The organism is Vibrio sp. 10N.261.51.A4, from assembly GCF_041471945.1.
In the GTDB taxonomy this organism is placed as follows: Bacteria; Pseudomonadota; Gammaproteobacteria; order Enterobacterales; family Vibrionaceae; genus Vibrio; species Vibrio crassostreae_C.
Map to the genome: position 1 here is coordinate 1 of NZ_JBFRPJ010000057.1, position 26,154 is coordinate 26,154.

Annotated in this window: 19 protein-coding genes and 1 pseudogene; 6 read left to right on the forward strand and 14 right to left on the reverse strand. The window is 44.5% G+C overall.

All coding sequences use genetic code 11. The annotated features are described in order from the left end of the window. Positions 1–1,179, reverse strand: a 1,179-nt coding sequence (locus AB4384_RS13085) for an Ig-like domain-containing protein (RefSeq protein ID WP_372129649.1), incomplete at its 3' end; no start/stop codon positions are given. A gap of 402 nt (positions 1,180–1,581) precedes the next feature. Between AB4384_RS13085 and AB4384_RS13090 the strand changes: the two genes are divergently transcribed. From AB4384_RS13090 to AB4384_RS13105, 4 genes and pseudogenes are all read left to right on the forward strand, one after another. Further along, the gene (locus AB4384_RS13090) at positions 1,582–2,889 is read left to right on the forward strand and encodes a TolC family outer membrane protein (RefSeq protein WP_017062307.1); all 1,308 of its coding nucleotides are present in this window, start codon (positions 1,582–1,584) and stop codon (positions 2,887–2,889) included. Continuing rightward, positions 2,889–3,506 carry an OmpA family protein gene (locus tag AB4384_RS13095; RefSeq protein WP_102321441.1) on the forward strand — a complete coding sequence of 206 codons (618 nt, stop codon included), beginning with the start codon at positions 2,889–2,891 and terminating at the stop codon, positions 3,504–3,506. Before AB4384_RS13090 ends, AB4384_RS13095 begins: the two co-directional genes overlap by 1 nt. Positions 3,507–3,641: 135 nt before the next feature. After that, positions 3,642–3,992 (forward strand): DUF2750 domain-containing protein, encoded by a 351-nt coding sequence (locus AB4384_RS13100; RefSeq protein WP_017062305.1) that lies wholly within the window; start codon positions 3,642–3,644, stop codon positions 3,990–3,992. Positions 3,993–4,154: 162 nt separating this feature from the next. Beyond that, a pseudogene (locus AB4384_RS13105) lies at positions 4,155–6,134 on the forward strand (diguanylate cyclase). Positions 6,135–6,141: 7 nt separating this feature from the next. Here the strand turns inward: AB4384_RS13105 and queC are convergent. Both queC and queE read right to left on the reverse strand, forming a co-directional pair. Further along, positions 6,142–6,837 (reverse strand): 7-cyano-7-deazaguanine synthase QueC, encoded by a 696-nt coding sequence (gene queC, locus AB4384_RS13110; RefSeq protein WP_372129650.1) that lies wholly within the window; start codon positions 6,835–6,837, stop codon positions 6,142–6,144. Positions 6,838–6,895: 58 nt separating this feature from the next. Further along, positions 6,896–7,564 carry a 7-carboxy-7-deazaguanine synthase QueE gene (gene queE / locus AB4384_RS13115; RefSeq protein ID WP_346762947.1) on the reverse strand — a complete coding sequence of 223 codons (669 nt, stop codon included), beginning with the start codon at positions 7,562–7,564 and terminating at the stop codon, positions 6,896–6,898. 184 nt (positions 7,565–7,748) lie between these two features. Here queE and AB4384_RS13120 point away from each other — a divergent pair, with 184 nt between their 5' ends. Then, positions 7,749–8,558, forward strand: coding sequence for a Cof-type HAD-IIB family hydrolase (locus tag AB4384_RS13120; RefSeq protein ID WP_065682179.1), 810 nt, complete (start codon positions 7,749–7,751; stop codon positions 8,556–8,558). Between the two features lie 100 nt (positions 8,559–8,658). On the opposite strand, the gene AB4384_RS13125 is transcribed toward AB4384_RS13120, so the two are convergent. From AB4384_RS13125 to AB4384_RS13175, 11 genes are all read right to left on the reverse strand, one after another. Next, positions 8,659–10,071, reverse strand: a complete 1,413-nt coding sequence (locus tag AB4384_RS13125) for an NUDIX domain-containing protein (protein ID WP_372129651.1) — start codon at positions 10,069–10,071, stop codon at positions 8,659–8,661. 86 nt (positions 10,072–10,157) lie between these two features. Further along, entirely contained in the window at positions 10,158–10,637 is a 480-nt protein-coding gene (locus AB4384_RS13130) for a GNAT family N-acetyltransferase (protein WP_017062299.1), read from the reverse strand. A gap of 215 nt (positions 10,638–10,852) precedes the next feature. Continuing rightward, a complete protein-coding gene (locus AB4384_RS13135; RefSeq protein WP_017062298.1) occupies positions 10,853–11,254 on the reverse strand; it encodes a glycine zipper domain-containing protein in 402 nt (133 codons plus the stop codon). 236 nt (positions 11,255–11,490) lie between these two features. Beyond that, positions 11,491–11,937, reverse strand: a complete 447-nt coding sequence (locus AB4384_RS13140) for a hypothetical protein (protein WP_050648228.1) — start codon at positions 11,935–11,937, stop codon at positions 11,491–11,493. 147 nt (positions 11,938–12,084) lie between these two features. Beyond that, entirely contained in the window at positions 12,085–13,989 is a 1,905-nt protein-coding gene (locus AB4384_RS13145) for a propionyl-CoA synthetase (protein WP_372129652.1), read from the reverse strand. A 118-nt stretch (positions 13,990–14,107) separates the two neighbouring features. Then, on the reverse strand, positions 14,108–15,280 hold the full coding sequence (gene prpF, locus AB4384_RS13150; protein WP_372129653.1) for a 2-methylaconitate cis-trans isomerase PrpF: 1,173 nt from the start codon (positions 15,278–15,280) through the stop codon (positions 14,108–14,110). A gap of 9 nt (positions 15,281–15,289) precedes the next feature. Then, the gene (acnD, locus tag AB4384_RS13155) at positions 15,290–17,908 is read right to left on the reverse strand and encodes a Fe/S-dependent 2-methylisocitrate dehydratase AcnD (protein WP_372129654.1); all 2,619 of its coding nucleotides are present in this window, start codon (positions 17,906–17,908) and stop codon (positions 15,290–15,292) included. A gap of 101 nt (positions 17,909–18,009) precedes the next feature. After that, the gene (gene prpC, locus AB4384_RS13160) at positions 18,010–19,221 is read right to left on the reverse strand and encodes a 2-methylcitrate synthase (RefSeq protein WP_372129655.1); all 1,212 of its coding nucleotides are present in this window, start codon (positions 19,219–19,221) and stop codon (positions 18,010–18,012) included. A gap of 146 nt (positions 19,222–19,367) precedes the next feature. Further along, on the reverse strand, positions 19,368–20,264 hold the full coding sequence (gene prpB, locus AB4384_RS13165; protein WP_017062292.1) for a methylisocitrate lyase: 897 nt from the start codon (positions 20,262–20,264) through the stop codon (positions 19,368–19,370). A gap of 100 nt (positions 20,265–20,364) precedes the next feature. Then, the gene (locus AB4384_RS13170; RefSeq protein ID WP_108152223.1) at positions 20,365–21,084 is read right to left on the reverse strand and encodes a GntR family transcriptional regulator; all 720 of its coding nucleotides are present in this window, start codon (positions 21,082–21,084) and stop codon (positions 20,365–20,367) included. A gap of 391 nt (positions 21,085–21,475) precedes the next feature. Next, entirely contained in the window at positions 21,476–24,649 is a 3,174-nt protein-coding gene (locus AB4384_RS13175; RefSeq protein ID WP_372129656.1) for an HD domain-containing phosphohydrolase, read from the reverse strand. A 499-nt stretch (positions 24,650–25,148) separates the two neighbouring features. Here AB4384_RS13175 and AB4384_RS13180 point away from each other — a divergent pair, with 499 nt between their 5' ends. Next, a complete protein-coding gene (locus AB4384_RS13180; protein WP_136974310.1) occupies positions 25,149–26,120 on the forward strand; it encodes a tripartite tricarboxylate transporter substrate binding protein in 972 nt (323 codons plus the stop codon). Positions 26,121–26,154 lie beyond the last annotated feature (34 nt).

A 26,154-nucleotide genomic window follows, 5' to 3' on the forward strand; every position in this document is an offset into this window, starting at 1 on the left:
ACCGTCTTCACTGATGGTGCTTAAGGTGCCGTCACTGTGTTTGAACTCGTATTTGGTCACGCCATCCAGATCGCTGCCGGACAAGGTACCCACCACCGCGCCCGCCACTTGGTTTTCCGCATAACTTAGTTCTTGGTTAAAAAATAAAGAGTCGTCATCTACAGGCGTCACGCCAATATCAACAGTAATAGTATCTGTGCCTCCATTCCCGTCGCTAACTACAACGGTGAAGCTATCGCTTCCGTTGTAGTTTTCGTCTGGCGTATAGGTCCAATTACCATTTTCATCAACGACTACAGAACCGTTTGACGGATCTGTGCCTTTTGAGAATGTTAACGAGTCTCCGTCCGTATCTGTTGCGTTTAGCGTTCCGCTTACTGGGGTATCTTCGTCGGTGGTTACTGAAAGGTCATTACCTATCGGCGCATCATTTACGGGAGTTACGCCAACGTTAACCGTAATTGTGTCAGTACCACCATTTCCATCATCGACGATAACCGTAAAGCTATCGGTACCGTTGTAGTTTTCGTTGGGGGTATAAGTCCAATCACCATTTTCATCGACAACGACAGTACCGTTTGATGGATCGGTGAACTTAACGAAAGACAGCGAATCGCCATCTTCATCTGATGCTGACAACGTTCCGCTTACTGGAGTATCTTCATCGGTTGTAAATGAGAGAGTGTCACCGACAGGCGAGTTATTGGTATCAACAAAGGTAGGGGCGCTATTAGTTTGCTCAAACGAACGGAATTGCTCTAGAAGGCTCAGGCTTTGAGTTCGCGACATGCCCAGCGCTTCAAATCCCGTTGTTATAAATTCGGTTGCTGGGATCGTTTCTTCACCGTCTCGCTCTACAGTCCCACTAGTTGCCAAGCTAGAACCATTTTGACCAGCAGCGGTAGCGAACTCATCTCCTAACTCAGTAGGGTCTTCACCTTCTTCTAATGCGGCAAAAATATTTGCGATATCCTGGTCTAGTTCAACTTCACCGTCTTCAGGTGAAAAACGCTTAACTGATACCTGAGGTTCATTAGGTCCATTTTGAGATTCAAGAGTTACATCTCCAGCCTGTAGAGGCTCTCCCTCTTCGAGTACTCTAACCGTGCCATCAACTGAAATAACAATGCGCTGACCCAATGCAAGAGCACCGGTCAAATTCAATGCTGTAATGTCCATATCAACCCCTAAAAACCATTTTCGCTTGTCACGTCAACTTTGTGACATCTTATTTATAATATTAGCCTAAATATAACATTTAACATCACATAATTCCTAGTTATGAATCGTGCATTTAACATACCGAGTGACAAGGTAATGACGCTGATCACATCACGCAATAATGAAAGTGCTCACACTATCAATATAAGTTATTGTGTTTGCGAAAAATAACAGAGCTAAAAACGTAAAATTGACGTTCTCAAAATCATCATAAAACGCACAGCAAACTGTTAACAACTTTACAACCATTTACGGTAGCTTCTCGAGCGAACGTTATTTTTTTGGCGGTTCATCTAAATTTCGTATCTAGCACATTAAAAAGCGTAGGTTTAGATGCAGTCCAATTTGGAGAGATGGAAATTGAATTACATTCAAACGACAACATTAGGGTTAGCTATAGCGCTAAGTTTGCCGACAACAGCACAAACCTTAGAGCAAGCCGTTGCGTTTACATTAGAAAGCAACCCTGAAATCAAAAGTGCTTATAACGAATATATCAGTAAGCGTTATCTTAACGACGCTTCTGGTGGTGCTTATCGACCAAGTATAGACTTAGATGGTGGGATTGGTTATGAACATACTGATCTAGCAACCAACCAAGACACTACCGATCTGACTAGAAAAGAAGCAACGATCACCTTGACCCAGTTAATATGGGATGGCGCTAATACATCCAATGATATTGACCGTACTGCGGCTGATGCAGAGTCCGTGCGCTATCAACTACTATCTAACGCGCAAGACATCGCTTTAGAAGTAACAAAGGTTTATCTTGATGCAGTGAAAGCCTATGAAGTGCTTTCTCTTTCGGAAAGTAACTTAGCGACGCACAAAGAGATATATAACGATATTCGTAAGCGCGTGGAATCAGGTATTGGTTCAACCGCAGATATGTCACAAGTTGAAGCTCGTATTGCGAAAGCGCACGGGAATTTGCTTGCTGCTCAAAACAACCTTTTTGATACGCATACTCAGTTTAAAAGACTTGTTGGTCAATCTCCTTTAGGGTTAACTTTCCCTCGCGCAGATGCGGGTGCAATTCCTTATACCGTTGATGGTGCGTTGGCAAAAGCGTTTAACCAGCATCCAGTCATTAAGATTGCACAAGCCGATGTTGACTCAGCGAAGTTCCAATACAAACAATCTAAGAGTACCAACTACCCGACTGTTTCTTTTGAAGCCGCTCAAACTTGGCGTGATGACGCCGGTGGTACAGAAGGCAGCAGCGATGAGTTTTCTGCCATGGTTCGTTTAAGATACAACCTTTACAATGGTGGTTCGGATCAAGACCGCACAGAAAGTGCAGCCTACCAACTCAACAAAGCCAAGGACCTTCGCGAAAGTACTTACCGCAATGTAGAAGAGAGTCTACGTCTATCATGGAGCGCACTTGATTTAACGGTTCAGCAAAAAGAGTTCCTATCTGACCACGTAGACTCGGCATCAGACACGGTAATCTCATATGAGAAACAATACCGTATCGGTAAACGTACCCTTCTCGACTTACTTAACACTGAGAATGAATTATTCGAAGCTCGTAAAGGCTATTTAGATGCTAAGTATGACGAGCAATACGCAAAATATCGCGTAATGAACGCAACTGGTAACCTACTCATCGGTTTACGAGTTGAGATCCCAGAAGAATGGAATGAAAAGGTGGAATATTAATGAAGCTTACCAACACAGTATTATCGCTTTGCTTCATGGTTGTATCTGCCAATGTTTTAGCTGAAAACAACGAAGATGAATTCGAATATCGCGCTCTACCGCCGGCCACTCAAATTTACGATCTTCAAGATGATGACAATGACGGTGTAATAAACGCGCGAGATTTATGTCCCGATACACAAATTGGTGCCGAGATCGATAACGACGGTTGTGGATCATATTTCGAGTCATCGGAAAAGAAAGAGCTGCATATACTCTTCGCTAATAATTCAACGGAAATAAACCCTGTCTTTCTAGGGCACATACGCCAAATGGCGGCATTTTTAAAGCGCTACGAAAGTACCAGCATTGAATTGCAAGGTTATGCCAGCAAAGTAGGTAACGCGGAACATAACCTAAAGCTTTCGAAAGAACGTGCATCACATGTAAGACGAGCGCTAATTAGCAACGGTATTCAGCCATCTAGAGTCAGCATCGTAGGTCATGGTGATTCTGAATTCAGCAGTGATGACACCCAAATCAATCACGCACTACATCGAAAAGTTGTTGCTTCCGTTGTTGGATTTAAGGGTAATATCAAAGAAGAATGGCACATCTTCACCAAAATTAAAAAGTAGGCGTACCCAGCTTTTACCATACTGAAACGTTATCTTAAGTTAACGTTTCAGTATGGTGATAATTCCTTGAATAGCATATACCTAAGCCGTCTATAATGTTAATCTTGCCACGTTATCAACATAGAGAATTAATCCATGAGCAAACTAACAGCTGATACTCAAGCAAATCTAGAACTTTTCGTTTCTGAAACACAAGAAACTAAACTGGTATGGGGCCTTCGCAACGAAGAAGGTTGGCTAGCATGTGACTCAAGTGAATTCGAAAACAGCGAAGTGATGCCATTCTGGTCTTCAAAAGAAGATGCTCAAACTCACAACGTTGAAGAGTGGGCTGACTTCGAAGTATTAGAAATTCCACTAGATATCTTTGTAGAAGATTGGTTACTGACTCTTGCTGAAGACGGCGTTCTTGTTGGTACTAACTGGAATGCAACATTAGAAGGCAAAGAACTTGAGCCTTCTGACCTAGCGAAATTATACATCTAATTTCCGATATCGGTCGCACGATTCGCGCGACCGATATACCTCTGATTAGTATCAATAAATTAGAGACCTACCTCGCATAACCACGTAGTCGCACCATTCAAAATTTGAAGCAACATCAAACTAATAATAGAATATCGTTCTTTATCTGATTGATCGTCTCTTGTGAATCACTTCGTTTTTGTTACCTTTCTACTATTCATTAGCTTTTGTTCTTATAGCCAAGTATCAACATCAGATCGTGACCACAATTCACCAGTCTATACCTCCAATCTAAGCTCTACTCCAAATGCTGATTGGAACGCGCTTTATCTCTCTACTTTAAACCACTCTCCTGAGCGCGCATTAAACATGCTGCAAACACGCTACATCGGCTCAACGGTTTATGGAGATAAGCTTTACCTTGCGTCTCTTCTGTATCAATACATGAGCCACCGAGATCAGCCGTTCTACGGAATCGCTTCAAACGACAATGACTACCAAGCGATAGAAACAGCGTTTATTTCTGCTCTGAGGAAAGACGGCAAAGGCCAATATGAACAAGCACAACAAGGCTTTCTAACACTTTTGGCGAAAATGCAATCTCGCAGTGATTTAACTGGTAAAGCCTTACTAAAGTACCAGCTATGCCGATCGCTTAACGAGCAAGCTAAATACCATCAAGCGAACTATTACTGCTCTGCCCTTCAGTCAGATTTACATGACATCGCTGACCCTGTATTACCAAAATTCGGGACTTATCGAGTCATCGCGAACAATCATCATTTCCGCAGTGACTATCAAGCTGCACTAGACACCTACCTATCACTAATAAACGTGTTTCCACAAGGGCATGATATTTCAGGGGTTTACAACGATGTGGGTAACTTGCTCAAAGAATTAAAGCAATATGAAAAATCGGCGGAGTATCTAGAGCAAGCTCTCATTCTCAGAGTAAACGCTTCAGATTTAATGAAAGCACAAGTGCATCACAGCCTTGCGGATCTCTACCTTAACCAAGAGCAAAGTGAACTAGCAATTCACCACTTTCAGACAGCAAGAACACTGCTGAGCTCAACGTCGCATAGCTACGGTATTGCACTCACAAGTCTTGGCTTAGGAAAAGCGTACACTCAAACGAAAAACTATGATGTGGCGAGAACCTACCTAATTGAGTCTCTTTCAGCTTCGAGCGAACTGAGCAATGATGTCATTCGCATCAATGCTTACTTGGCGATCAGCGATATGTTCGAAGAACAGAAACTGCCAACGGAAGCACTCAACTATGCTCAACAAGCGCTAGAATTAGCTGAACAAGTCACAAGGCATAAATACATCGCGCAGTCACTTCTTCAGCTTTCTGATATTCATCAATCACTCAGCGATTACCAACAAGCTTTCTATTTCTACCAGCGATACTCGTCAATACAAATGGAAGCTAGAGATATCGACAATCGACTCGCACTCGAAGCGCTCGGCCTGACGCACGCCAAATATGAACAAGAACTAGAAAGCTCTTTCCTGACACATCAGACGAAACTCGACCGCGTTCAAATTGAAAAAATGGAACATCAAAGATGGATGTACAACATCGTTGTTATTCTGTTGCTTTGCGCTGCAAGCTTCACGGTATTGATAAACAAAACGGTTCGCGCAAAAGCAGCAATTGATGGCTTAACGAAAGCATATAGCCGAACTTAGATAATTCGAAGAATCAAAAGAGTGAAACGCTGTAAAGGGACGGACAAACAGCATGTGCTCGTGCTGCTCGATCTCGATAAGTTTAAGAAGATTAATGATGAGCATGGGGACCCTACTGGTGATCGGGCACTGGTCCATATTAGTGATCAAATTAGAAAACACTTAGTGAATGGTGAATTGTTTGGTCGCTTAGGGGGTGAAGAATTTGTCATCATGTTAACCGATACCCCACCAGCAGAGGTACGAGAACGCGTTGAAGAGTTGCACTACGCAATTTCAAGCACTGTCTTTTTATCAGAAAACAAAAAGTCACTTAATGTGACCGCGAGTTTTGCTTATCTAGCAACCTCAAACGCATTAAGTGACTTTGATGACTTATATTCAGTGCTTGACCAAGCACTCTATCAAGCCAAAAGCAACGGCCGAAACTGCATCATTGATGCTTACAACGAACCAATTGATTGACCTGAGGTTATTTATTCTCAGTCTGTTTGCGAACCAACTCAGCCATAATACCTTCACGATCACCTAGGTAATCGTTAAGGCCAACTTTACGCAGTTCACACGCTGGGCAATCGCCACAACCATCCCCGACAATGCCATTGTAACAAGTCAGTGTTTTATTTCGAACAAGCTCAAGTGCTGAGTACTGGTCGGCCAACGCCCATGTTTCAGCTTTGTTGAGCCACATTAACGGTGTTTTAATATCCAGCGGCTCGTCCATACCTTGTACAAGCGCAGAGTTCATCGCTTTCACAAAGTCATTACGACAATCAGGGTAGCCTGAGAAATCAGTTTCACACACGCCCGTGATTACGGTATTTGCACCGATTTGGTAAGCGTAAATACCCGCTAGAGTCAGAAATAGAATATTACGACCAGGAACGAATGAATTCGGCAGCCCATTCTCTTGCAGCTCATGAGACACAGGAATATCGTCACGAGTCAAAGAGCTGATAGCCAGTTCATTCAACAGAGTCACATCCATCACTTTGTGCGCTTTCACACCAAGCTCTTTCGACAATGACTCAGCAACTTCAATCTCGAGTCTATGGCGCTGACCATAATCAAACGTAATCGCATGAACTTCATCATACTCTTTTAATGCTTGAACAAGACACGTTGTTGAGTCTTGACCACCACTGAATACTACCACTGCTTTTTTCATCTTAAATCCTTACGAGAACCTTCTACTAGCGACTTATCTTGCCCAGTAAAAATACAACCTATGCGATGCTCAAATATTTGTGAGTTTGTATTGATAAGCGCCAATTGCGCTCAATGCAGGTATCAATACAAAGCTGAGTAGCGCGGTCTTTTTGGCTGATTGGTTGCAGAGCGATAACAGTGTCGTTAGGAACTGCTGCTCGCTCCAATAAACCGTCAAGTTGTTCGATGTCTTTGCTTGTACCTACTGGATGCTTAATTTCGTTAGCACGTTGCAAGGCGCTATCTAAGATTTCCAGTTTCGCTTTCATCGCCACTTTCGGTGACACCGTAACCCAAGTGTCCGGTGTGGCTTTAACTTCTGATGTTCCGCTAGTCTCAATCTGACAGCGACAACCGTGCTGCTCAAACGCTTCAGTAAGAGGAACAAGATCATAAATGCATGGCTCACCACCAGTAATCACAATGTGCTTAGCAGTGTAACCTTGCTTGATATATTCATTCACGATTCCTTGAGCATCGATTGCTGACCAAGTAGGTGAATCTTCTGTCTTAACCATAATATCGCCAAGGCTGGTTTCCTCTTCTGGCAACGCTTCCCAGGTCTGCTTGGTATCACACCAAGAACAGCCCACTGGGCAAATTTGCAGACGAACAAAAACAGCGGGAACGCCAGTAAACACGCCCTCACCCTGAATGGTTTCAAACATTTCATTAATCTTGTACAACTTTCCCTCAGCTCAATCATTTGATGAAATTAATCAACCGCAGACCTTAAAGCACTTCCCCCTTTTGGTCAAACAAATGAGTACTGATAAATGAGTTGATCAAAGCCCTAGCCTGAACTTTCAAGTTCCCTTATCCTTTCGCCCATAGATTTCGTTAGCTTTTAATTTTTTAGTAAGGAACAACATGTACAAACTGATTGCTCTTGATATGGATGGCACACTGCTCAACAGTGATAAAGTAATTTCTCAAGAGAACAAAGACGCGATTGCCAAAGCACGCGCTGCAGGTGTGAAAGTGGTTCTGGCTTCTGGTCGTCCTTTAGAAGGCATGCAGAGTAAGTTAGACGAGCTTTCAATCAACGGCGAAGATGACTTTGTGCTCTTCTACAACGGCTCTATGGTTCAAAACGTCTCTACAAAAGAACTCATTCACAGTGAGATCAGCAATGGTAAAGCCGCGAAAGAGATCGCAGCCCTCGCTGTACAGCTTGGCGGTTATGTTCATGCATTCAGCAAGATTCATGGCTTAATCACGCCTGAAAACAATGAGTACACAGCTATTGAAGCGCGTATTAATGGCTTAGAGATTACCGAGTTCGATTTTTCTCAACTAGAAGATGACCACGAAATCATCAAAACTATGATTGTCGCAGAACCAAGCAAGCTGACTGAAATCATCGGCAAGTTGCCACAAGAGCTTAAGACTCAATTTACTATCGTGCAAAGTGCACCATTCTTCTTAGAGTTCCTAAACCCAAATTCAAACAAGGGTGTCGGTATTGAGGCGATAGCTAAGCACTTGGGTATTAAAGCGGAAGAAGTAATCTGCATGGGTGACGCTGAAAACGATCATCATATGCTTGAATACGCTGGCCTTGGCATTGCAATGGAAAACGCAATGGAAGAAACCAAGAAACTGGCGGATCACATCACAGCGAGCAACGACGACCATGGTGTAGCGGTCGCGATTGAGAAGTTTATTTTCAACTCATAAACGCTGAACAGGTTCTAATGAGAATTACTTTTTGCTTGTTGCAGAAATGACAGAGGCTGTGCACTGCACAGCCTTTTTGATTTTGTGTTAGTCGACTCGCTTACTCTCTTTTCCATGGCAGACGAAATGCCACCACACCAAACAGAATCAAGATTGGGAAACGTAACGTTTCAACAATAAATGAAGCAATACCGCTGAAAGAGACAAAGCTTCCAGCCCAGCTAATCAGCAGATTTCCCGCTAACAACATCGCCATCACTCCAAGAACGATCTTGAATGAGAACTGACCAACCAAAGGTTTCGAGTCTGTTAACGTCACTAGGCATGCAGTCGTCATCAAAATCGCCACCCAGAATGAGAATGTTGGCAGTGGCCATATCACCGTCAGAACAATCGACAGTAAGCACAATGCCCACCAAACACCTTTAGAACTCAATAAGGCGCTAATATCAACATCCGGTTTCGCGTCTAATCTCACGATATGCCACGTCGTTAAAGCGCCTAATACGCCACCCATTAATACATCACTAAAAAACGCACTACCTGAATAAGACTTAAATAGCATGATCCACAGCAGGCCAGCGAGCACTACCAGAATGGCTTTTTGCTCCAAGAGGCGCTTTAGTTTCCAAAAGACTAACAAGGTTAAACTGACCCACAAGGCAGCCAACAGACTTGGAAAACTATACCCACTGCTCATCACCAGTTTCAATGTTGGCATGTAAGCGTGTGGACGTGGAAAACCAAAACCTTGGTGCGCGATTAAAGTAAGTAGTGTCACCGAGATCAAAGTGAAGCCAAACTTCAACGCGAAGTTACGGCCAAAGTACCAAGCAATTAACGGCAATATCACAATGAAGACCCATGGCTTGGCCAACAAGTCAGTCAAAAGCACAGTATTCGCAAATACGCTTGGCATCTTATCGAACGTGTTTTGAAGTGACACAATCCAATTTAATTCAACTTGATGGACTTTGGGTGCCGCGCCCACCAGCTCAGCCACATACGTCACCGGTTGATCTGTCGCAGATAAAAACAGCTCGTTAATCTCAGACCACTGTTCTGGGTAGCGGTATTGGTGATCTTGTAATTCAGTAGGAGGAAGTAACATCGCTCGGCTGACTTCCACGCCATAATGAGGCGCAAACCAAATCGGCAGCTCAAAGCCACCTAACTCATTCCGAGCCTTGTAGCTGATCACTTCCGAGTCAGAAATACAATCAAACACGACGGCACTGTCTGTATAACCCAGTACATCGCCGACCGTTACCGACAAACCCGCCTCTTCCCACGTTTCACGTTGCGCCGCGACTGCTGGCGGCTCACCTGAAACAACAGTGCCTCCCGGTAGAGACAATTGACCTGTGATCAACTCATCAACCAACACGATTTGGTTATCAGCACGTACTACACACAAGGCGCCCGCGATATGATCGGGCAAAGTGTCGTTTGCCCAAGCGGAAGTAGTACTCAAAAGAGACAGTATGAAAACTAATAAATATCGAATAACCAACGAGTTTACCTAAAAAATAATAGAAGAATATTGAAGACTGCTTTTGCAGTTGAACTATTGTAATCAAAGCCACACAAAATCGCTGTCTACGTTTTGTGCAAAGCCTTCCTCATCCATTGAATGTGAGGTGTGAACCCCATTTTTTGATAGAAGTCCTTGGCAGGCGAGTTAAAGTCCCAAACTTCTACAAAGACTTGTTCAACCCCATAATCATCAAAAGTACTTTCAACTTTGTTAAACAACTTTTCAGCAATCGATTCTTTTCGATAATCAGGCAAGACAAACAGTTCATCGACACTTCCCATCGGCACTGGTTTGCTGACCGTTGAGATAAGCTCACAAAAATGCCCAGAGATAAAGCCAACAATGAGCTCACCTTTTAATGCCACATAAACCAAACATTCAGGGTCATCCAAGTATCGTGCAATGCTTTTTTCCTGCTCAATCTCTTCTGCCGTTTTAAAGTGCTCTGGGCTAGCAAGGTGGTGATAATGGTGGAGATCGAACATTAACTCGTTAAGTTGTTCCAAATCCGCGTGCTTTGCGGCCCTTAAGGTGACATTCATGACTATTGCGCTTCTCAAACCAAATCAATATCTAAACTGAGTCTAGTTTACTTGGCGTGAGTATCTATACAAGTTATTGAATTAATTCATTGTTTGAAGTGTGTATTTTAGATACAAAAACGGCCACATTACGTGGCCATTCTGTTTGAATGATTTTGAATTAAACGAATATCGAAGCTATGTTTTTTGCTGTGGCTTTTGCTGTAGCTTCAGCTTTATGCACCGTTATCTTCTTTCTCTTCTTTGAGATCAGCAAGCTGTTGTTCCAGTTCAATAAGCTTAATTTCCGCCTCTACTTCCGCAACTCGCTTTTCTGCATCAGTGCGATTGTCTTGCGCTAGACCATCAGCAGTAACTTGGGTTCGTTGTGCGTTTCTTGCATCGTCCGTATCTTTCATTGAACCCGCAACACCACCGGTCACACCACCTAATGCAGCGCCCTTAACGGCTAAACTCGCATCTCCAGTTAGAGCGCCGGCTGTTGCTCCTAATAAAGCACCACCTACCGCACCACGATTACGTGCGGCATTCTCATTTTCGTTATCCATTGCTGGTGATGCGCAACCAGAAAGAGTCACAATCAGTGTCGCTAAAAGAAAAGGTTTAGTGAATTTCATAGGAGTCTCGCTTAGTTCTTCGTTTTGAGTAGAACCATCTTAAGCAGAGCCGTTAATGAGATAAATAAAGCCACGTTTAGACGATACATCATGTTCAGCTATGTATTATTCAGCCATCGCATAACTGATTAATGATATATAGCTTTGAGCTCGCTTTATCCTCACCAACAAAAAAGGCGACCAATAAGGTCGCCTCAATCGCGCTTTCTCTATAATTCTTGCCTTTCACATATCTCTTAGCCTTTAGACCAAAAGTTTTGCATGTTTGCTACGCTAGGTGGAGGCCTAACACCACAATCTCGATAATGATTTTTATCGCCGATCCCCAGTATCTTGCCATTTTCGTCATCAATCATAGCCGCAACTTTAACACCGTCTCCCACATGGCGAGTCAACACAACAATTTCACCAGCTCTTTCAGACCTTACTGCGCCTAAGATTTGATATTCGTAGCGGCCTTTCCTTGAATTAACGATCATCTTCGAGTTAATAGGGTCGGCTTCATATCCCACACCAATATCAAAAACCGCTTGATAGAGATCGACGCCAGTCTTTGATACACATTTAAATACCTTGGGATGACTCAAAGGTTCTAACAACGCTCTACTCGCTTCATCCTTTGAAATACTGGCACTAGCAGCACCACTGACCAATAAAGCAATCAACAAAAAGTAAGCTCGCATAAAAAGACCTCAATATGTGGGATTCATAATGAAGTCATAGTAAACGCAATGGATAAGCGGATGAATAAAGTAGAGTTTAGGTAAACCATCACGCCGGATTATGTATAAATCAACAAGCCGAAGGTGAGATTACCTAAACTGCGACGTCTATTTGCCGAGCTTTTCAGCAATTTCAGTTAAGCTGGTAGGGTCGTCAATAGTTGAAGGCACCACATATTGTTCACCTTCTGCGATCTGCCGGATCGTTCTACGTAAGATCTTACCTGAGCGTGTCTTAGGTAACCTCTCAACAACCAAGGCTTGCTTAAAACAAGCTACCGCGCCGATCTCATTACGAACCTTGCCAACCAATTCCCTTTGCAACTCAATGCCATCGACTTTTACGCCATCTTTTAACACAACTAGACCTAAAGGAAGTTGTCCTTTTAAGTCATCGTGAATACCGACTACCGCGCATTCTGCAATGGCTGGGTGACCACCCACGATCTCTTCCATTTCTCCCGTCGACAGACGGTGTCCCGCTACGTTTATCACATCGTCGATACGGCCCATGATAAATAGATACCCATCTTCATCGAGATAGCCACCGTCCCCAGAAACATAATAGCCTGGGAATTGGCTCAGATAGCCAGATTCAAATCGATCATGATTACGCCAAACCGTTGGCAGACAACCGGGTGGTAGTGGACGTTTGAGTGCAACAAAGCCTTGCTGATTAGGCTGTGCCGTTTCACCCAATTCATTGAGGATCTCCACTTGGTAACCGGGTACTGGCTTGGTTGAAGAACCTGCTTTCACTGGCAAAGATTCAAGCCCTGTTGGATTGGCAGAAATAGCCCAACCCGTTTCGGTTTGCCACCAGTGGTCGATAACCGGTTTATTGGTATGAGACTCGACCCAATCCAATGTTGGCGGGTCTAAGCGCTCGCCAGCCATAAAAATCGACTTGAGCGATGATAAGTCATACTTGGTGAGTAACTCGCCTTCAGGATCTTCTTTCTTGATAGCTCTAAATGCCGTTGGCGCAGAAAATAACACATCGACGTTGTACTCTTCACACACACGCCAGAATGCCCCCGGATCTGGCGTTCTGACTGGCTTTCCTTCAAACAAGATGGTTGTGCAACCATGAATCAATGGCGCATACACAATATAGGAATGCCCCACTACCCAGCCGACATCAGAAGCCGCCCAAAACACACCATCTTGCGGCATATCGTAGATAGTGCTCATCGAGTATTTCATCGCGACCGCATGACCACCATTATCGCGCACCACGCCTTTTGGCTTACCCGTCGTCCCTGATGTATACAAGATATATAGTGGGTCAGTCGCTAGAACAGGCACACATACGTGAGGCAAAGCATCCTCAACAGCTTGCTGCCAAAGTACATCACGTTCGTTGTTCAATTCGGCTAGAGACTGCTCTCTTTGGAATACCACCACTTTCTCAGGCTTCCATCGGCTGTCCATGATCGCGCGATCGACCATCGGCTTATATGGCAGGACTTTATTTATCTCGACACCGCAGGATGCAGTAATCAACACCTTGGGCTCGGCATCTTCAATTCGAACGGCAAGCTCATGAGGGGCAAAACCACCAAACACCACCGAATGCACCGCACCTAGTCGTACACAGGCCAACATTGCCATCGCCGCTTCAGGAATCATTGGCATGTAGATCACCACACGATCACCTTTGGTAACGCCTTGCGTGGCTAACATACCAGCGACTTTAGCCACTTGGTTACGCAATTGATTGTAAGTGTACGAGGATTGAGTTCCTGTAACTGGAGAGTCGTAAATCAGTGCGGTATTGTCACCTCGCCCATTTTCACAATGATAATCCAGCGCGAGCCAGCAGGTGTTCATCACCCCATCAGGAAACCAACGCTCAATTCCGTTATCGTCAGTTTGTAATATCGTTTTTGGTGGTTCAAACCAATCTATCGCTTGTGATTGTGTTTCCCAAAACGAATTTGGGTCTTCCCTCGCCCATTGATACTCGGTGATGTAATCTGTTTTTCTAGTCATTCGATTCGTAGCAGACATAGTGCCTCCTCCATGATTTATCCATTATTCCAAGCGACTAGCTTTTAACAGTTTCACTTGGGTGCACTCTTTTCTCAGCGTTGTATTCGTGAACATTTAACCGTTCACGACAATCGCTTTACTTGGGAAAAGGCACACGAATGGCACCTTCCATGAGCACTCGGGCACTACGACTCATAATCGCCCTCTCTATTTTCCACCCACTTTCGGCCTGCAGCGCTTTCGCACCTACCTTTAAGGTTCCTGACGGGTGTCCAAAGGTCACGAAATCACGACTTCCCTCACCGGCTGCCAAGTTCACTAAGGTGCCAGGAACACTTGCCGCTGAAGCAATAGCAACCGCAGCCGTACCCATCATGGCATGGTGCAGTTGCCCCATAGACAAAGCACGCACCAGAAGGTCAGTATCTTCGACAGCAACCGATTTACCACTGGAAGCTTGGTACGCTTGAGGCTTAGCAACAAACGCGACTTTAGGTGTATGTTGACGTGATTCAGCTTGTTCTAAAGAATCAATAAGACCCATTGCTACTGCACCATGTGCTCGTATGGATTCAAACAGAGCCAAGGCTTTGGTATCACTATTGATATCTGATTGAAGTTCAGTGCCTTGGTAGCCAACCGATTCAGCATCAACAAAAATGGTGGGTATCCCAGCATTAATGTATGTCGCTTTGATGCAACCCAGATCGGGAACATCTAAAAAATCGACAACATTCCCTGTTGGGAACATAGAGCCACTCGCATCGGCGGGGTCTAGGAAATCAACTTGGATCTCAGCGGCGGGGAAAGTCACACCGTCGAGTTCAAAATCACCTAACTCTTGAACTTCGCCACCAGCGATAGGTACATGAACAATAATGGTTTTCTCTATGTTCACTTGCCATACTCGCACCTCGACCACACCGTTTTCTGGAATACGATTCGAGTCGACTAGGCCACTATGAATAGCAAATGGGCCCACTGCAGCAGACAGATTGCCGCAGTTACCACTCCAGTCCACAAACGGCTTATCAATGGCAACTTGGCCGAATAGGTAGTCAACATCGTGATCGGCTTTACTACTTTTCGAAACAATCACGGTTTTACTGGTACTGGATGTTGCACCACCCATACCATCGGTTTGTTTGCCATAAGGATCTGGACTACCAATCACGCGCAGAAGTAATGCGTCTCGAGCTTCTCCGGCAACTTGCGCAGCTTCAGGTAAGTCACTTAAGTTGAAAAAAACGCCTTTGCTTGTTCCGCCCCGCATGTAGGTAGCAGGTACTTTTATCTGTTTGATGTTCATAACTAGCTCCTACTGTGAAAGAAAGTCTTTGGCAAAACGCTGCAACACACCACCAGCGCTATACACATTCACTTCATCTGCGGTATCTAATCGACAGGTTACTGGCACATCAAGCTTTTCACCGCTTTTACGAGTGATCACTAAAGCCAAGTCTGAACCTGCTTCAATGTCGCCGTACACGTCGTAAAGCTCGGTACCGTCCAATTCTAAGGTATTGCGATTGGTCCCCGCTTTGAATTGCAGAGGCAACACGCCCATGCCAACCAAGTTGGTTCTGTGAATTCGTTCAAACCCTTCAGCAACAATCACTTCAACACCCGCTAAACGCACACCTTTGGCTGCCCAATCACGTGATGAACCTTGTCCATAATCGGCACCAGCAACGACAATCAAGGGTTGTTTACGATTCATGTAAGTTTCTATCGCTTCCCACATTCGCGTAACTTGACCTTCAGGTTCAACTCTTGCTAATGAACCTTGCACGACTTCTCCAGCGTCCTTCACCATTTCGTTAAACAGCTTAGGGTTGGCGAATGTTGCTCGTTGCGCGGTTAAGTGATCGCCTCGATGGGTCGCGTAAGAGTTAAAGTCCTCTTCCGGCACTTCCATTTTGGTGAGGTATTCCCCCGCAGCGCTCGAAGCGAGAATCGCATTTGAAGGGGATAAGTGATCTGTGGTGATGTTGTCACCCAAAATCGCTAAAGGTCTCATACCAGATAGGCTTCGCTCTCCCGCCAGAGCTCCTTCCCAATAAGGTGGTCTGCGAATATAGGTACTTTGAGGTCGCCAGTCATAAAGCGGTTCAGTAGTCACCTGTTCCTCGTCTGGCTGGAACATTTTCACGTAGATTTGTTGGAATTGCTGAGGCTTAACATGTTCACCGACCACTGCATCGATCTCTGCATCACTCGGCCACAAGTCACTTAAATAGATCGATTTTCCGTTGCTGTCTGTACCTAAGCTGTCTTTTTCGATATCAAAGCGAATCGTACCAGCTAAGGCATAAGCGACGACCAATGGCGGTGATGCTAAAAACGCTTGTTTGGCATAAGGGTGAATTCGACCATCGAAGTTTCGATTCCCCGATAGCACAGCGGTTGAATATAGGTCACGGTCGATGATCTCTTGTTGAATTTTAGGATCCAACGCACCACTCATTCCATTACAGGTTGTGCACGCATAACCGACGATACCGAAGCCTAGTTTTTCCAGTTCAGGCAACAAACCGGCGGACTCAAGATAAAGCTTGGCAACTTTTGAGCCTGGCGCGAATGACGTTTTTACCCATGGCTTACGAACTAATCCAAGCTGATTGGCCTTCTTCGCAACCAATGCTGCGGCGACGACATTTCTTGGGTTACTGGTATTGGTACAAGAAGTAATCGCCGCAATGATCACGGCACCATCTGGCATTTGTTCATCAGAATATTGTTCAGCGTGTTGCTCTTTCCAAGAAGCTTGGCTGATGCCTTGTTTGGCAAGTTCACTGGTTGGTAAACGACGATGTGGATTGGATGGCCCTGCAAGGTTGCGCTCAACTTTAGACAAATCAAACTCAAGCACACGTTCGTATTGAGCGGAATCTAAATCATCGGCCCATAAGCCAGTTTGCTTAGCGTATAGCTCAACTAACTCAACCTGTTCAGGCTCGCGTCCTGTCAGCTTTAGGTATTGTATGGTCTGTTCATCGATATAGAACATACCTGCTGTCGCGCCGTATTCTGGTGTCATATTCGATATAGTGGCGCGGTCGCCAATGGTCAGTGCACGAGCCCCTTCACCAAAGAACTCTAGATAACTGGAAACCACTCTCTGATTGCGAAGAAACTCTGTAATCGCAAGCACAATATCCGTTGCGGTTATCCCTTCTTGTCGTTGACCCGTCAGTTTAACGCCTACAATATCAGGCAATCGCATCATAGACGGACGACCGAGCATCACAGTCTCAGCTTCCAAACCACCTACACCTATTGCAATAACACCCAGAGCGTCAACATGAGGAGTATGACTGTCGGTGCCAACACAGGTATCAGGAAACGCGATTCCTTCTTTAGATTGAATCACTGGAGACATTTTCTCCAAGTTAATCTGGTGCATAATTCCATTACCCGCAGGAATCACACTCACGTTTTTAAACGCGATTTTACACCAGTCAATAAAATGAAAACGATCTTCGTTTCTGCGTTCTTCAATCGCACGGTTTTTATCAAAGGCTTCACTATCAAAGCCTGCATGTTCCACAGCTAAAGAGTGATCAACAATCAGTTGGGTTTCGACAACGGGGTTCACCTTGGCAGGGTCTCCGCCTTGGTCGGCAATCGCGTCTCTTAATCCAGCCAAATCTACTAGGGCTGTTTGACCAAGAATGTCATGACACACCACACGCGCAGGATACCAAGGGAAATCAAGGTCACTCTTGCGTTCAATGATCTGTTTTAAGCTGTCTTCAAGGGTTTCAGGATCACAGCGTCTTACTAATTGCTCTGCCAATACTCTCGACGTATAAGGCAAGGTTTTATAACTGCCCGGAGATATCGCTTCTACCGCTTCACGAGCGTCGAAATATTCTAAATGGGTACCGGGTAAAGGCTTACGGTACTGCTTTGGTTCAAATTTCACATCAGACATACATCCACCATTATCTGTTAAATTCTATTCGTTGGTTCTCGAGGTCTTATCACATGAAGATAAAAGTCACCTCGAGATATAAGTCGGCTCGATATAGAGAACTAACGTAAATGGATTGGCAGCCAGTCTTGATGCTCTGGCCCGGTGTAGTCTGCACTTGGACGAATGATGCGATTATTTTCTCTCTGTTCGAACACGTGCGCCGTCCAACCCGTAAGGCGGCTCATCACGAAGATCGGAGTAAACAGTTTGGTTGGAATATCCATGAAGTGGTAGGCCGATGCGTGGAAAAAGTCCGCATTACAAAACAACCCTTTCTCGCGCTTCATTACCGCTTCAACACGTTCTGAAACGGCGTAAAGCTGTTCATCTCCCACCTCTTGAGCTAACTCTTTTGACCAACGCTTTATTAGAGCATTTCGCGGGTCGCTTTCACGATAAATGGCATGACCGAAGCCCATGATCTTATCTTTGTTAGCAAGCATATTCATGATGTTCGTTTCCGCTTCATCGGCGGTTTGCCAATCTTGGATCATTTCCATCGCCGCTTCATTCGCACCGCCATGTAAAGGGCCTCGTAGTGTGCCAATCGCTGCGGTGACACAAGAGTGGATATCCGACAGCGTTGATGCACACACACGAGCGGCAAAAGTCGAAGCATTAAACTCATGTTCCGCGTATAGGGTGAGCGAGCAGTGCATTACCTTCTTGTGAAGTTCACTCGGTGCTTTATCCGTTAACATCTTCAAGAAGTAGCCACCCAAACATGCTTCGCTTTGATCTTCCGTATCAATGCGCACGCCATCATGGCTAAAGCGATACCAGTAACAAATAATCGCAGGGAAAAGCGCGAGCATTCGTTCAGTCGCAGGCAATTGTTCTGAAAAATCAGATTCTTGCTCTAGATTACCTAGCATCGAACAACCCGTTCTCATCACATCCATTGGGTGAGCGTCTGCAGGAATAAGCTCCAACAATGCTTTCAAAGGTTGAGGTAAACCACGTAAACCAACCAACAATGTTTTGTAATCGTCTAGCTCTTTTTCATTGGGCAAATGGCCTCTTAATAGCAGATGTGCCACTTCTTCAAACTGAGCGTGGTTAGCAAGATCGGTAATGTCATAGCCACGGTAAGTTAAACCCGTTCCTGATTTTCCTACCGTACATAGCGCAGTCGACCCTGCACTTTGACCACGTAGACCAGCACCACCGATTGCCGGTGCGCTGGCTGGTTTGTTTGCTGTTTTTTCACTTTTTTGCTCTACTTTTGAAGCATTTTCGACAGCGGCTTTATCACTCAAAGATACAGACATGGTGAACTCCTTTTCTGTGTTAGCCGCCTGCACTCTTTGGTGCTGCCTATTTATATGCCCGATGATCTTTATCATCGGTACTGGATTTGGCGACTAACCATTTCACGTTATTGGATTAAGTTGATTTTTGATTAATTGAAACTGGTTTACCCTTCGCTTGAAAACAACTGATCAAGCTTGTTCTCGTAGTCGTGGTAATTAAGGTGTTCGTAAAGCTCCTTACGGGTTTGCATTGAATCCAACAGAGCTTCTTGATTGCCTTCAACTAGCAAGTGCTTGTAAACATTCTCCGCCGCTTTGTTCATCGCACGGAACGCACTCAATGGATAAAGCACCATGTCGACACTTGATTGGGCTAACTCGTTACAGCTGTAGAGTGGTGTTTGGCCAAATTCAGTGATGTTCGCAAGAATAGGTACGTGCTTGCCCGTTGCTGATTTCAGCGCTGCCGAGAACTTCACGTATTGATCGAGTTGATTCATCGCCTCAGGGAAGATCATGTCTGCGCCCGCTTCAACACAAGCTATCGCTCGCTCAATTGCGCTATCAATGCCTTCAACCGCCAATGCATCCGTACGTGCCATAATCACAAAGCTTTCATCGGTTCTAGCATCGGTTGCCGCTTTGACTCTATCGACCATCTCTTGCTGACTTACAATCGCTTTATTTGGTCGATGACCACAGCGTTTCTGGGCCACTTGGTCTTCCATATGGATTGCTGCTGCGCCTGCCTTCTCCATAGCGCGAATCGTACGTGCAATATTGAATGCGCCACCAAATCCCGTATCGATATCCACCAGCAATGGCAGATCACACGCGTTGGTAATACGTTCAACATCTACCAACACATCGTTCAATGTGGTGATGCCTAAATCAGGCAACCCATAAGACGCATTGGCGATGCCTCCGCCAGACAAATAGATCGCCTGATGCCCCAAGTTCTTTGCCATCATCGCGCAGTACGGATTGACCGTGCCGACGATCTGCAATGGGTCGTTGTCTTGCACAGCTTGTCGGAACTTAGCTCCTGCTGATAACTTCATAATGACGCTCCCTGTTAATTGTTTATTTCTAGCTAACCTTTAAGACTTACGGCTTTTGGTTATCGCCAGCTCTGACCCGCTGACAGATACCAGTCGCCAGTTAATCAAGATCTTTGGATTGGATTTGTTGTTCTATAAGCAGTCGACTTCCCGATATGTGTCTTCGCATAAGCATTTCTGCTAGCTCTTCATCACGGTTACGGATCGCTTGTAGGATGTATTTGTGTTCATCGAGCGCCTCTTTTGGTCGAGACTGAGCCCTAGGCGATTGATAGCGGTACATTCGTAATAGGTGATAAAGCTCGTCACACAGCAGCGAAATGAGTTTGCTGTTACGACTCGCTTTGATAATGCGATAATGGAAATCGAAATCCCCATGTTGATGAAAGTAAGAAGAACCTTCGACTTCATCGATGTGCTTTGAGTGTGTCGACAATAACCCTTCAAGCCCGATAAGCTCTTCTTGTGTGATATGTCGCGCTGCTAATCGCGCAGCCATACCTTCCAATGCCTCTCGCACCGCGTAAAGCTCTAGCAGTTTGTCTGCCGAAAAAGTAATAACTCGAGCGCCGACATGAGGAATTCGCTCAATAAGCCCTAGCCCTTCCACACGCATTATCGCTTCACGTAATGGACCTCGACTTACCTCGAAGCGTTTAGCCAGTTCAGGCTCCGAGATCTTACTGCCCGGTGCTAATTCACCGTTAACAATCGCCTCAACGAGATACTCTGTCAGATTTTCCGACTTGGTGTTTTCTTTGTTGCTCACACGTGTTTTCGTGTTTGCACTTAAGGTGAGATCTTTTATCGCAGTATTCATATTCACGCTGCTCACTTCTGATTGCCGACCCTAACTGTCAACAATTTCATAACATGAACATAAAATACACGATTGAATTGTCGACAATCAAGCCAATTGTCGACAATTTAGACTAAGGTAGTATTTTTCATAGACGATTAAAACTAATCCAAAAGGACACTACAAACAACTCAACCATCTGTTATTTATCGATTTAATCAGAGTAAGAGTCACTAACCCCCTATCTACCCTAAAATCATTTGAAATCGATATGTCGACAACTTATAGCCGAAACTTGTCAAAAGCAGCCCCCTTTGTATCTATCCACCAGCTCACCGATAAACAGATATAAAAAAGGCGCACTCATGTGCGCCTTTCATTCATAGACCCCGTTCTAACAAGCCACCTTTACTCAAGCAATCTGACGAGTAACATCTAGGTATTTGCCGATATCAACGAAATCAATTTGTTCCGGTTTGAGATACTCTTCTGCATAACGCAGGTGAGTACCGCTGGTTAAGAACAATCTAAACAGTTCGATATCGAGATGCTCGTCCAACGCCATTTTGTACATGATGTCGACAGCAATACTGATTGGCTTCGCCTTCTTATAAGGCCTATCCGCAGCAGTTAACGCCTCAAAAATATCGGAGATCACCAGAATACGTTCTGGGATTGAAAGGTCATCACCAGTCAGCTTCCTTGGATATCCCGTACCTTTGAGTGTTTCATGATGCGTCGAAGCATAGCGAGGAACACGACTTAGCTCTTTCGGGAATGGCAGGTTCTCAAGCATCTTAATCGTGCCAAGCATGTGCTCGTTTATCTTAAATCTATCTTCAGCAGTCAATGTACCGCGTGCAATACTCAGATTGTAGACTTCGCCTAGGTTGTATAAGTGCTCAGGCACATCCATTTTAATTTGATGTTTCGGGTCAAATTCTAACGGCCTATCTCTTTTCACTATGTGCTCTGGCTTATCACTCAAAAGTGGTTCTGTGGCTGGTAAACTTGAACTCGGCTCTCGATTCATTGCCTCTATCGGTGATAGACCAAGTTGATCATCAAAATGACGCGTCCAGGTCGTCTCAGCTATCGAGCGAATACGAGCGACTTTGTCTTCACTCATGAATTCACCACCAACGTTCGATGTCGCGATAAAGGCAAAGTCATCTTGTAGCTGCTGTTTCGTTGCCGCAAGCTCATCGGCTATCAGTTGCGTTGATAGAGTACCTTCAAGTTGTTTTCTCAAAGCAGTGATTTCCGCATCACGCCAAAGTACTTCAAAACGAGTTCTCACCTCGTGGATTCGGTTGTAGTTCGCTTCTAGCTTCGTACCTTTATCGACGATGTGTTCCGGTGTCGTGATCTTGCCACAATCATGAAGCCAAGCCGCAATTCTAAACTCACGGCGTTCGTCATCATTTTTAAACTCAAAGTCTTTGAAGTGCTCAGATTGTGATTGTTCAGCCGCGTCAGCCAACATCAAGCCGAGTTCTGGTACACGATTACAATGCCCTGCCGTATAAGCGGACTTATCATCGATCGCTTGAGCGATGAGCTTGATAAACGACTCAACAAACGCCTCTTGCATCTGTTCATGTCGTTTAATCTCCATAGCCATATCTTTTACGGCAACAGATAATTCCCACACTTCTTTGATTCGAGTATCAAGAATTGTCACGTTGTCATAATCACGCAGCTTAACCTTATGAGTCTCTTCCTCTAATTGGCGAATTGGATGCACTATCGGCGCACCAAAAGCCCAAGCAATAGGCAACGTCAAACTCATCAGTAACACCGTTACACCAACAGAGGTTGCTAGACGTTTATTGACTGTACTGAAGACTTCAGATTCGGGAATCAATACCGCAAAATACTCAGAGTAGTGTTCGCCCGTGTCTATTTTCTTTAAATAGAGATGTTTGATCTCGCCATTCAACTCTACCCTTACCATACTGCCTTCAACCGTTGCTTCCTTAGTCAAATCATAAAGTTCAATATAAGGAACCGTCGTATTCGTATTAAAGCCGGTATCATGGAGCCACTTTTTCGCTAAGGTATCAAGTTGTTCATCACTTAACCTGCCGATAGCTTTGTCAATAATTGGAAGCAATTGCTTATGCTTGCTCTGCAACACCAAATGGAATTGATTTGAGTAGTTCTGTTTTAGATCTTCTAGAGCCCCATTTACAACAAGGCCTGGTTGGAAAAACCTATCTAATGCAAACGAGAGTACGGGTTCAGCGTCTAAGAATGCAAAGTTCTCTCCGCTTTCAATTGAATCAAATGCGGACTCTAGGTTTTCAAACTCAACTAAATCAATATTCGGAAAGTCTTCCCTTAGCTTAGGAATAATTGACCGCCCAGATAAAATGGCCACTTTTTTATCCTCAAGCTCGGCATAATTAGTGACAACCTTCGCGCCGACCCTTGTCACGATAGAAAATGGCAATTCATAAATTGGAGTCGTGTATAGGCCATCTATGCCATTATTTTTATAATTTTGAACCGATTGCAGGCCATCAATACTTCCTTCTTGAAACTTACTGACAAGCTCGCCCCAAGAGAAACCATTAACAAATTCAAACCTGATCCCTGTCATCTCACCAATCATTTTAAGAAGGTCTATCGCATAGCCGTTTGGTTTTCCCGCCACTGAAAAGTCCATCGGCCCCCAATCATTTTGATTAGACACTAAAAGCGGAGGAGTATCATTAACCAAGGCTTTTTGCTCAGATGATAGCATCAGTTTTGATACATCAAACTCCGATTCCTGATTATTAACCTTGAGGTTAGACGCAATAATGTTACCCGATTTCGAATATAAGAAAGACTCAACCTTACTATCTTCTGCTAATCCAAGCGCCGTACCTGATAATTTGTTAGCCAAAGAAGACAGCACAATATCAATACCAATCACATGTTGAATTTCAGATTCGATTTTCGACTCAAACGCTAAAGAATAAGTTTGTCCGGTAATTTGTAAATGCTGAAAAAGATATGGCTGAGTTTTTTCGACCGACAGAACATTGGCAGCAACATACCAAGGCCTGGTCGTTGGAAAGTAGTTGCTCTGCTCCGTAGTTGAGCTTCTGAGGGAAAACTCTTGGTCAAAGTATTTCGTTGTCCGGACTCGCTCCTGCCCTATATTTTGAATCTCAACCACAACCCAACGATCCGTTTGTTGTGCTCCTATTTTTTCTCTAACGACAGGGGCAGATTCTAGGTTAATAATTTGGAAGAAATTTTCATCGGATGAGCCAATGTAAATACTATAAAAGAGAGGGTTATCTTTAATGGCTTCAGAAAGAATACTACGCGACTCTTCTTTCGATATTTTGTTACTGATAGATCGTTTCACTGTAGCAAGTAAACGCGCGGTGTTGGCTGCGTCAGAGTCAATCGCGCCGATATAATCACTCAGGTCATGAGATACCATCGTCAACTTTGACAGAGTATTCTCCGTCGCCATTTTTTTACTGAAGTAGTATTGAAGAGAGACCGCAACCACAGCCGTTAGCACAGTCGCGAGTATGAACATTGTTCCAACGGTAAAGCGTAACGAAATTTTTTTTAATGCCATTATTTCATCCTTGAATAATCGCCAACTCCAAAGTTAACAGCCTAGCGCAATCAATACCGCTTAAGTTGCATATCAACTATAGTAACTCATTATTCCACATCTAAAATCTAACACCTCTATACACCTGACTCTTTTGCAGAAATAGTTATCGTAGTCACATCTAACAATATAGACCAACAACCAATGCACTCGAGTAGAAAACGCTAGTTAAATCCAACCTTTGTCAATGAATTCAATCATTCTGAGACAATAACTACGATTTTAGAATCCAGATATCATTCAACAGTAAATGGACAAAAACACGTTACCGTGAACTTTATGAACAATATTAATCCAATGTTCTTTATTCTCAATATCGCCGCATTACAGACATTTCATTAACACACCGTTAACTTTAGCTTCATCTGCTAAGCAATATCCTACTCATCTGTTTAGTAGCTGGAAATAAAACATAAGTTTCTCTCCATTGAAGAGATCCCCTACATAAGGAACGTGAACCATGTTCAAGGCACTGAAACCTACTCTTGCGGCTTCTATCATCGCAGCAACCTTTTCTTTCAACACTTTTGCTGCTGACGTAGAAAAAATCCACTTCCTAATCCCTGGCGGCGCTGGTGGTGGTTGGGATATGACAGCTCGTGGTACGGGTGATGTATTGGTGAAATCAGACATCGTAGAAAATGTCTCTTTCCAAAACCTGTCTGGTGGCGGTGGCGGTAAAGCGATTGCTCACCTAATCGAAACAGCACAACGCCAAGAAGACACGCTAATGGTGAACTCAACGCCTATCGTTGTTCGTTCACTAACAGGTATCTTCCCTCAATCTTTCCGTGACCTAACTCCGGTAGCAGCAACCATTGCCGATTACGGCGCAATCGTCGCTCCTGCGGATTCTAAGTACGACACTTGGGAAGACGTCGTTAAAGAGTTCGAAACCAACCCACGTAAAGTGAAAATTGCTGGCGGTTCAGCCCGTGGCAGCATGGATCACCTTGTGGTTGCGGCAGCGTTCAAAGGCGAAGGTTTTGATGCGAAGAAAGTGCGTTACATTGCCTACGATGCTGGCGGTAAAGCGATGGCGGCACTGCTTTCTGGCGAAACACAGCTGCTTTCAACGGGCCTTGGTGAAGTACTAGAGATGTCTAAGTCTGGCCAAGTAAAAGTGCTTGCTGTGACGGCTCCAAAGCGTCTTGACGCTGCGCCTAACATCCCAACACTGACTGAATACGGCAACGAGACAGTATTTGCTAACTGGCGTGGTTTCTTTGCGGCACCGGGTACAAGCCAAGCAAAAATCGACGAGTGGAACGAAGCTCTTGGCAAAATGTACAAAACCGATGAGTGGCAAGTGGTTCGTGACCGTAACGGTTGGATCGACAACTACAAAGCTGACAAAGATTTTTACGCCTTCCTAGAAGACCAAGAAAAACAGATGGGCGATCTAATGCGTGAGCTTGGTTTCTTGAAGTAACCAACAACCAGAGAGGGTCTTTGTGCCCTCTTAC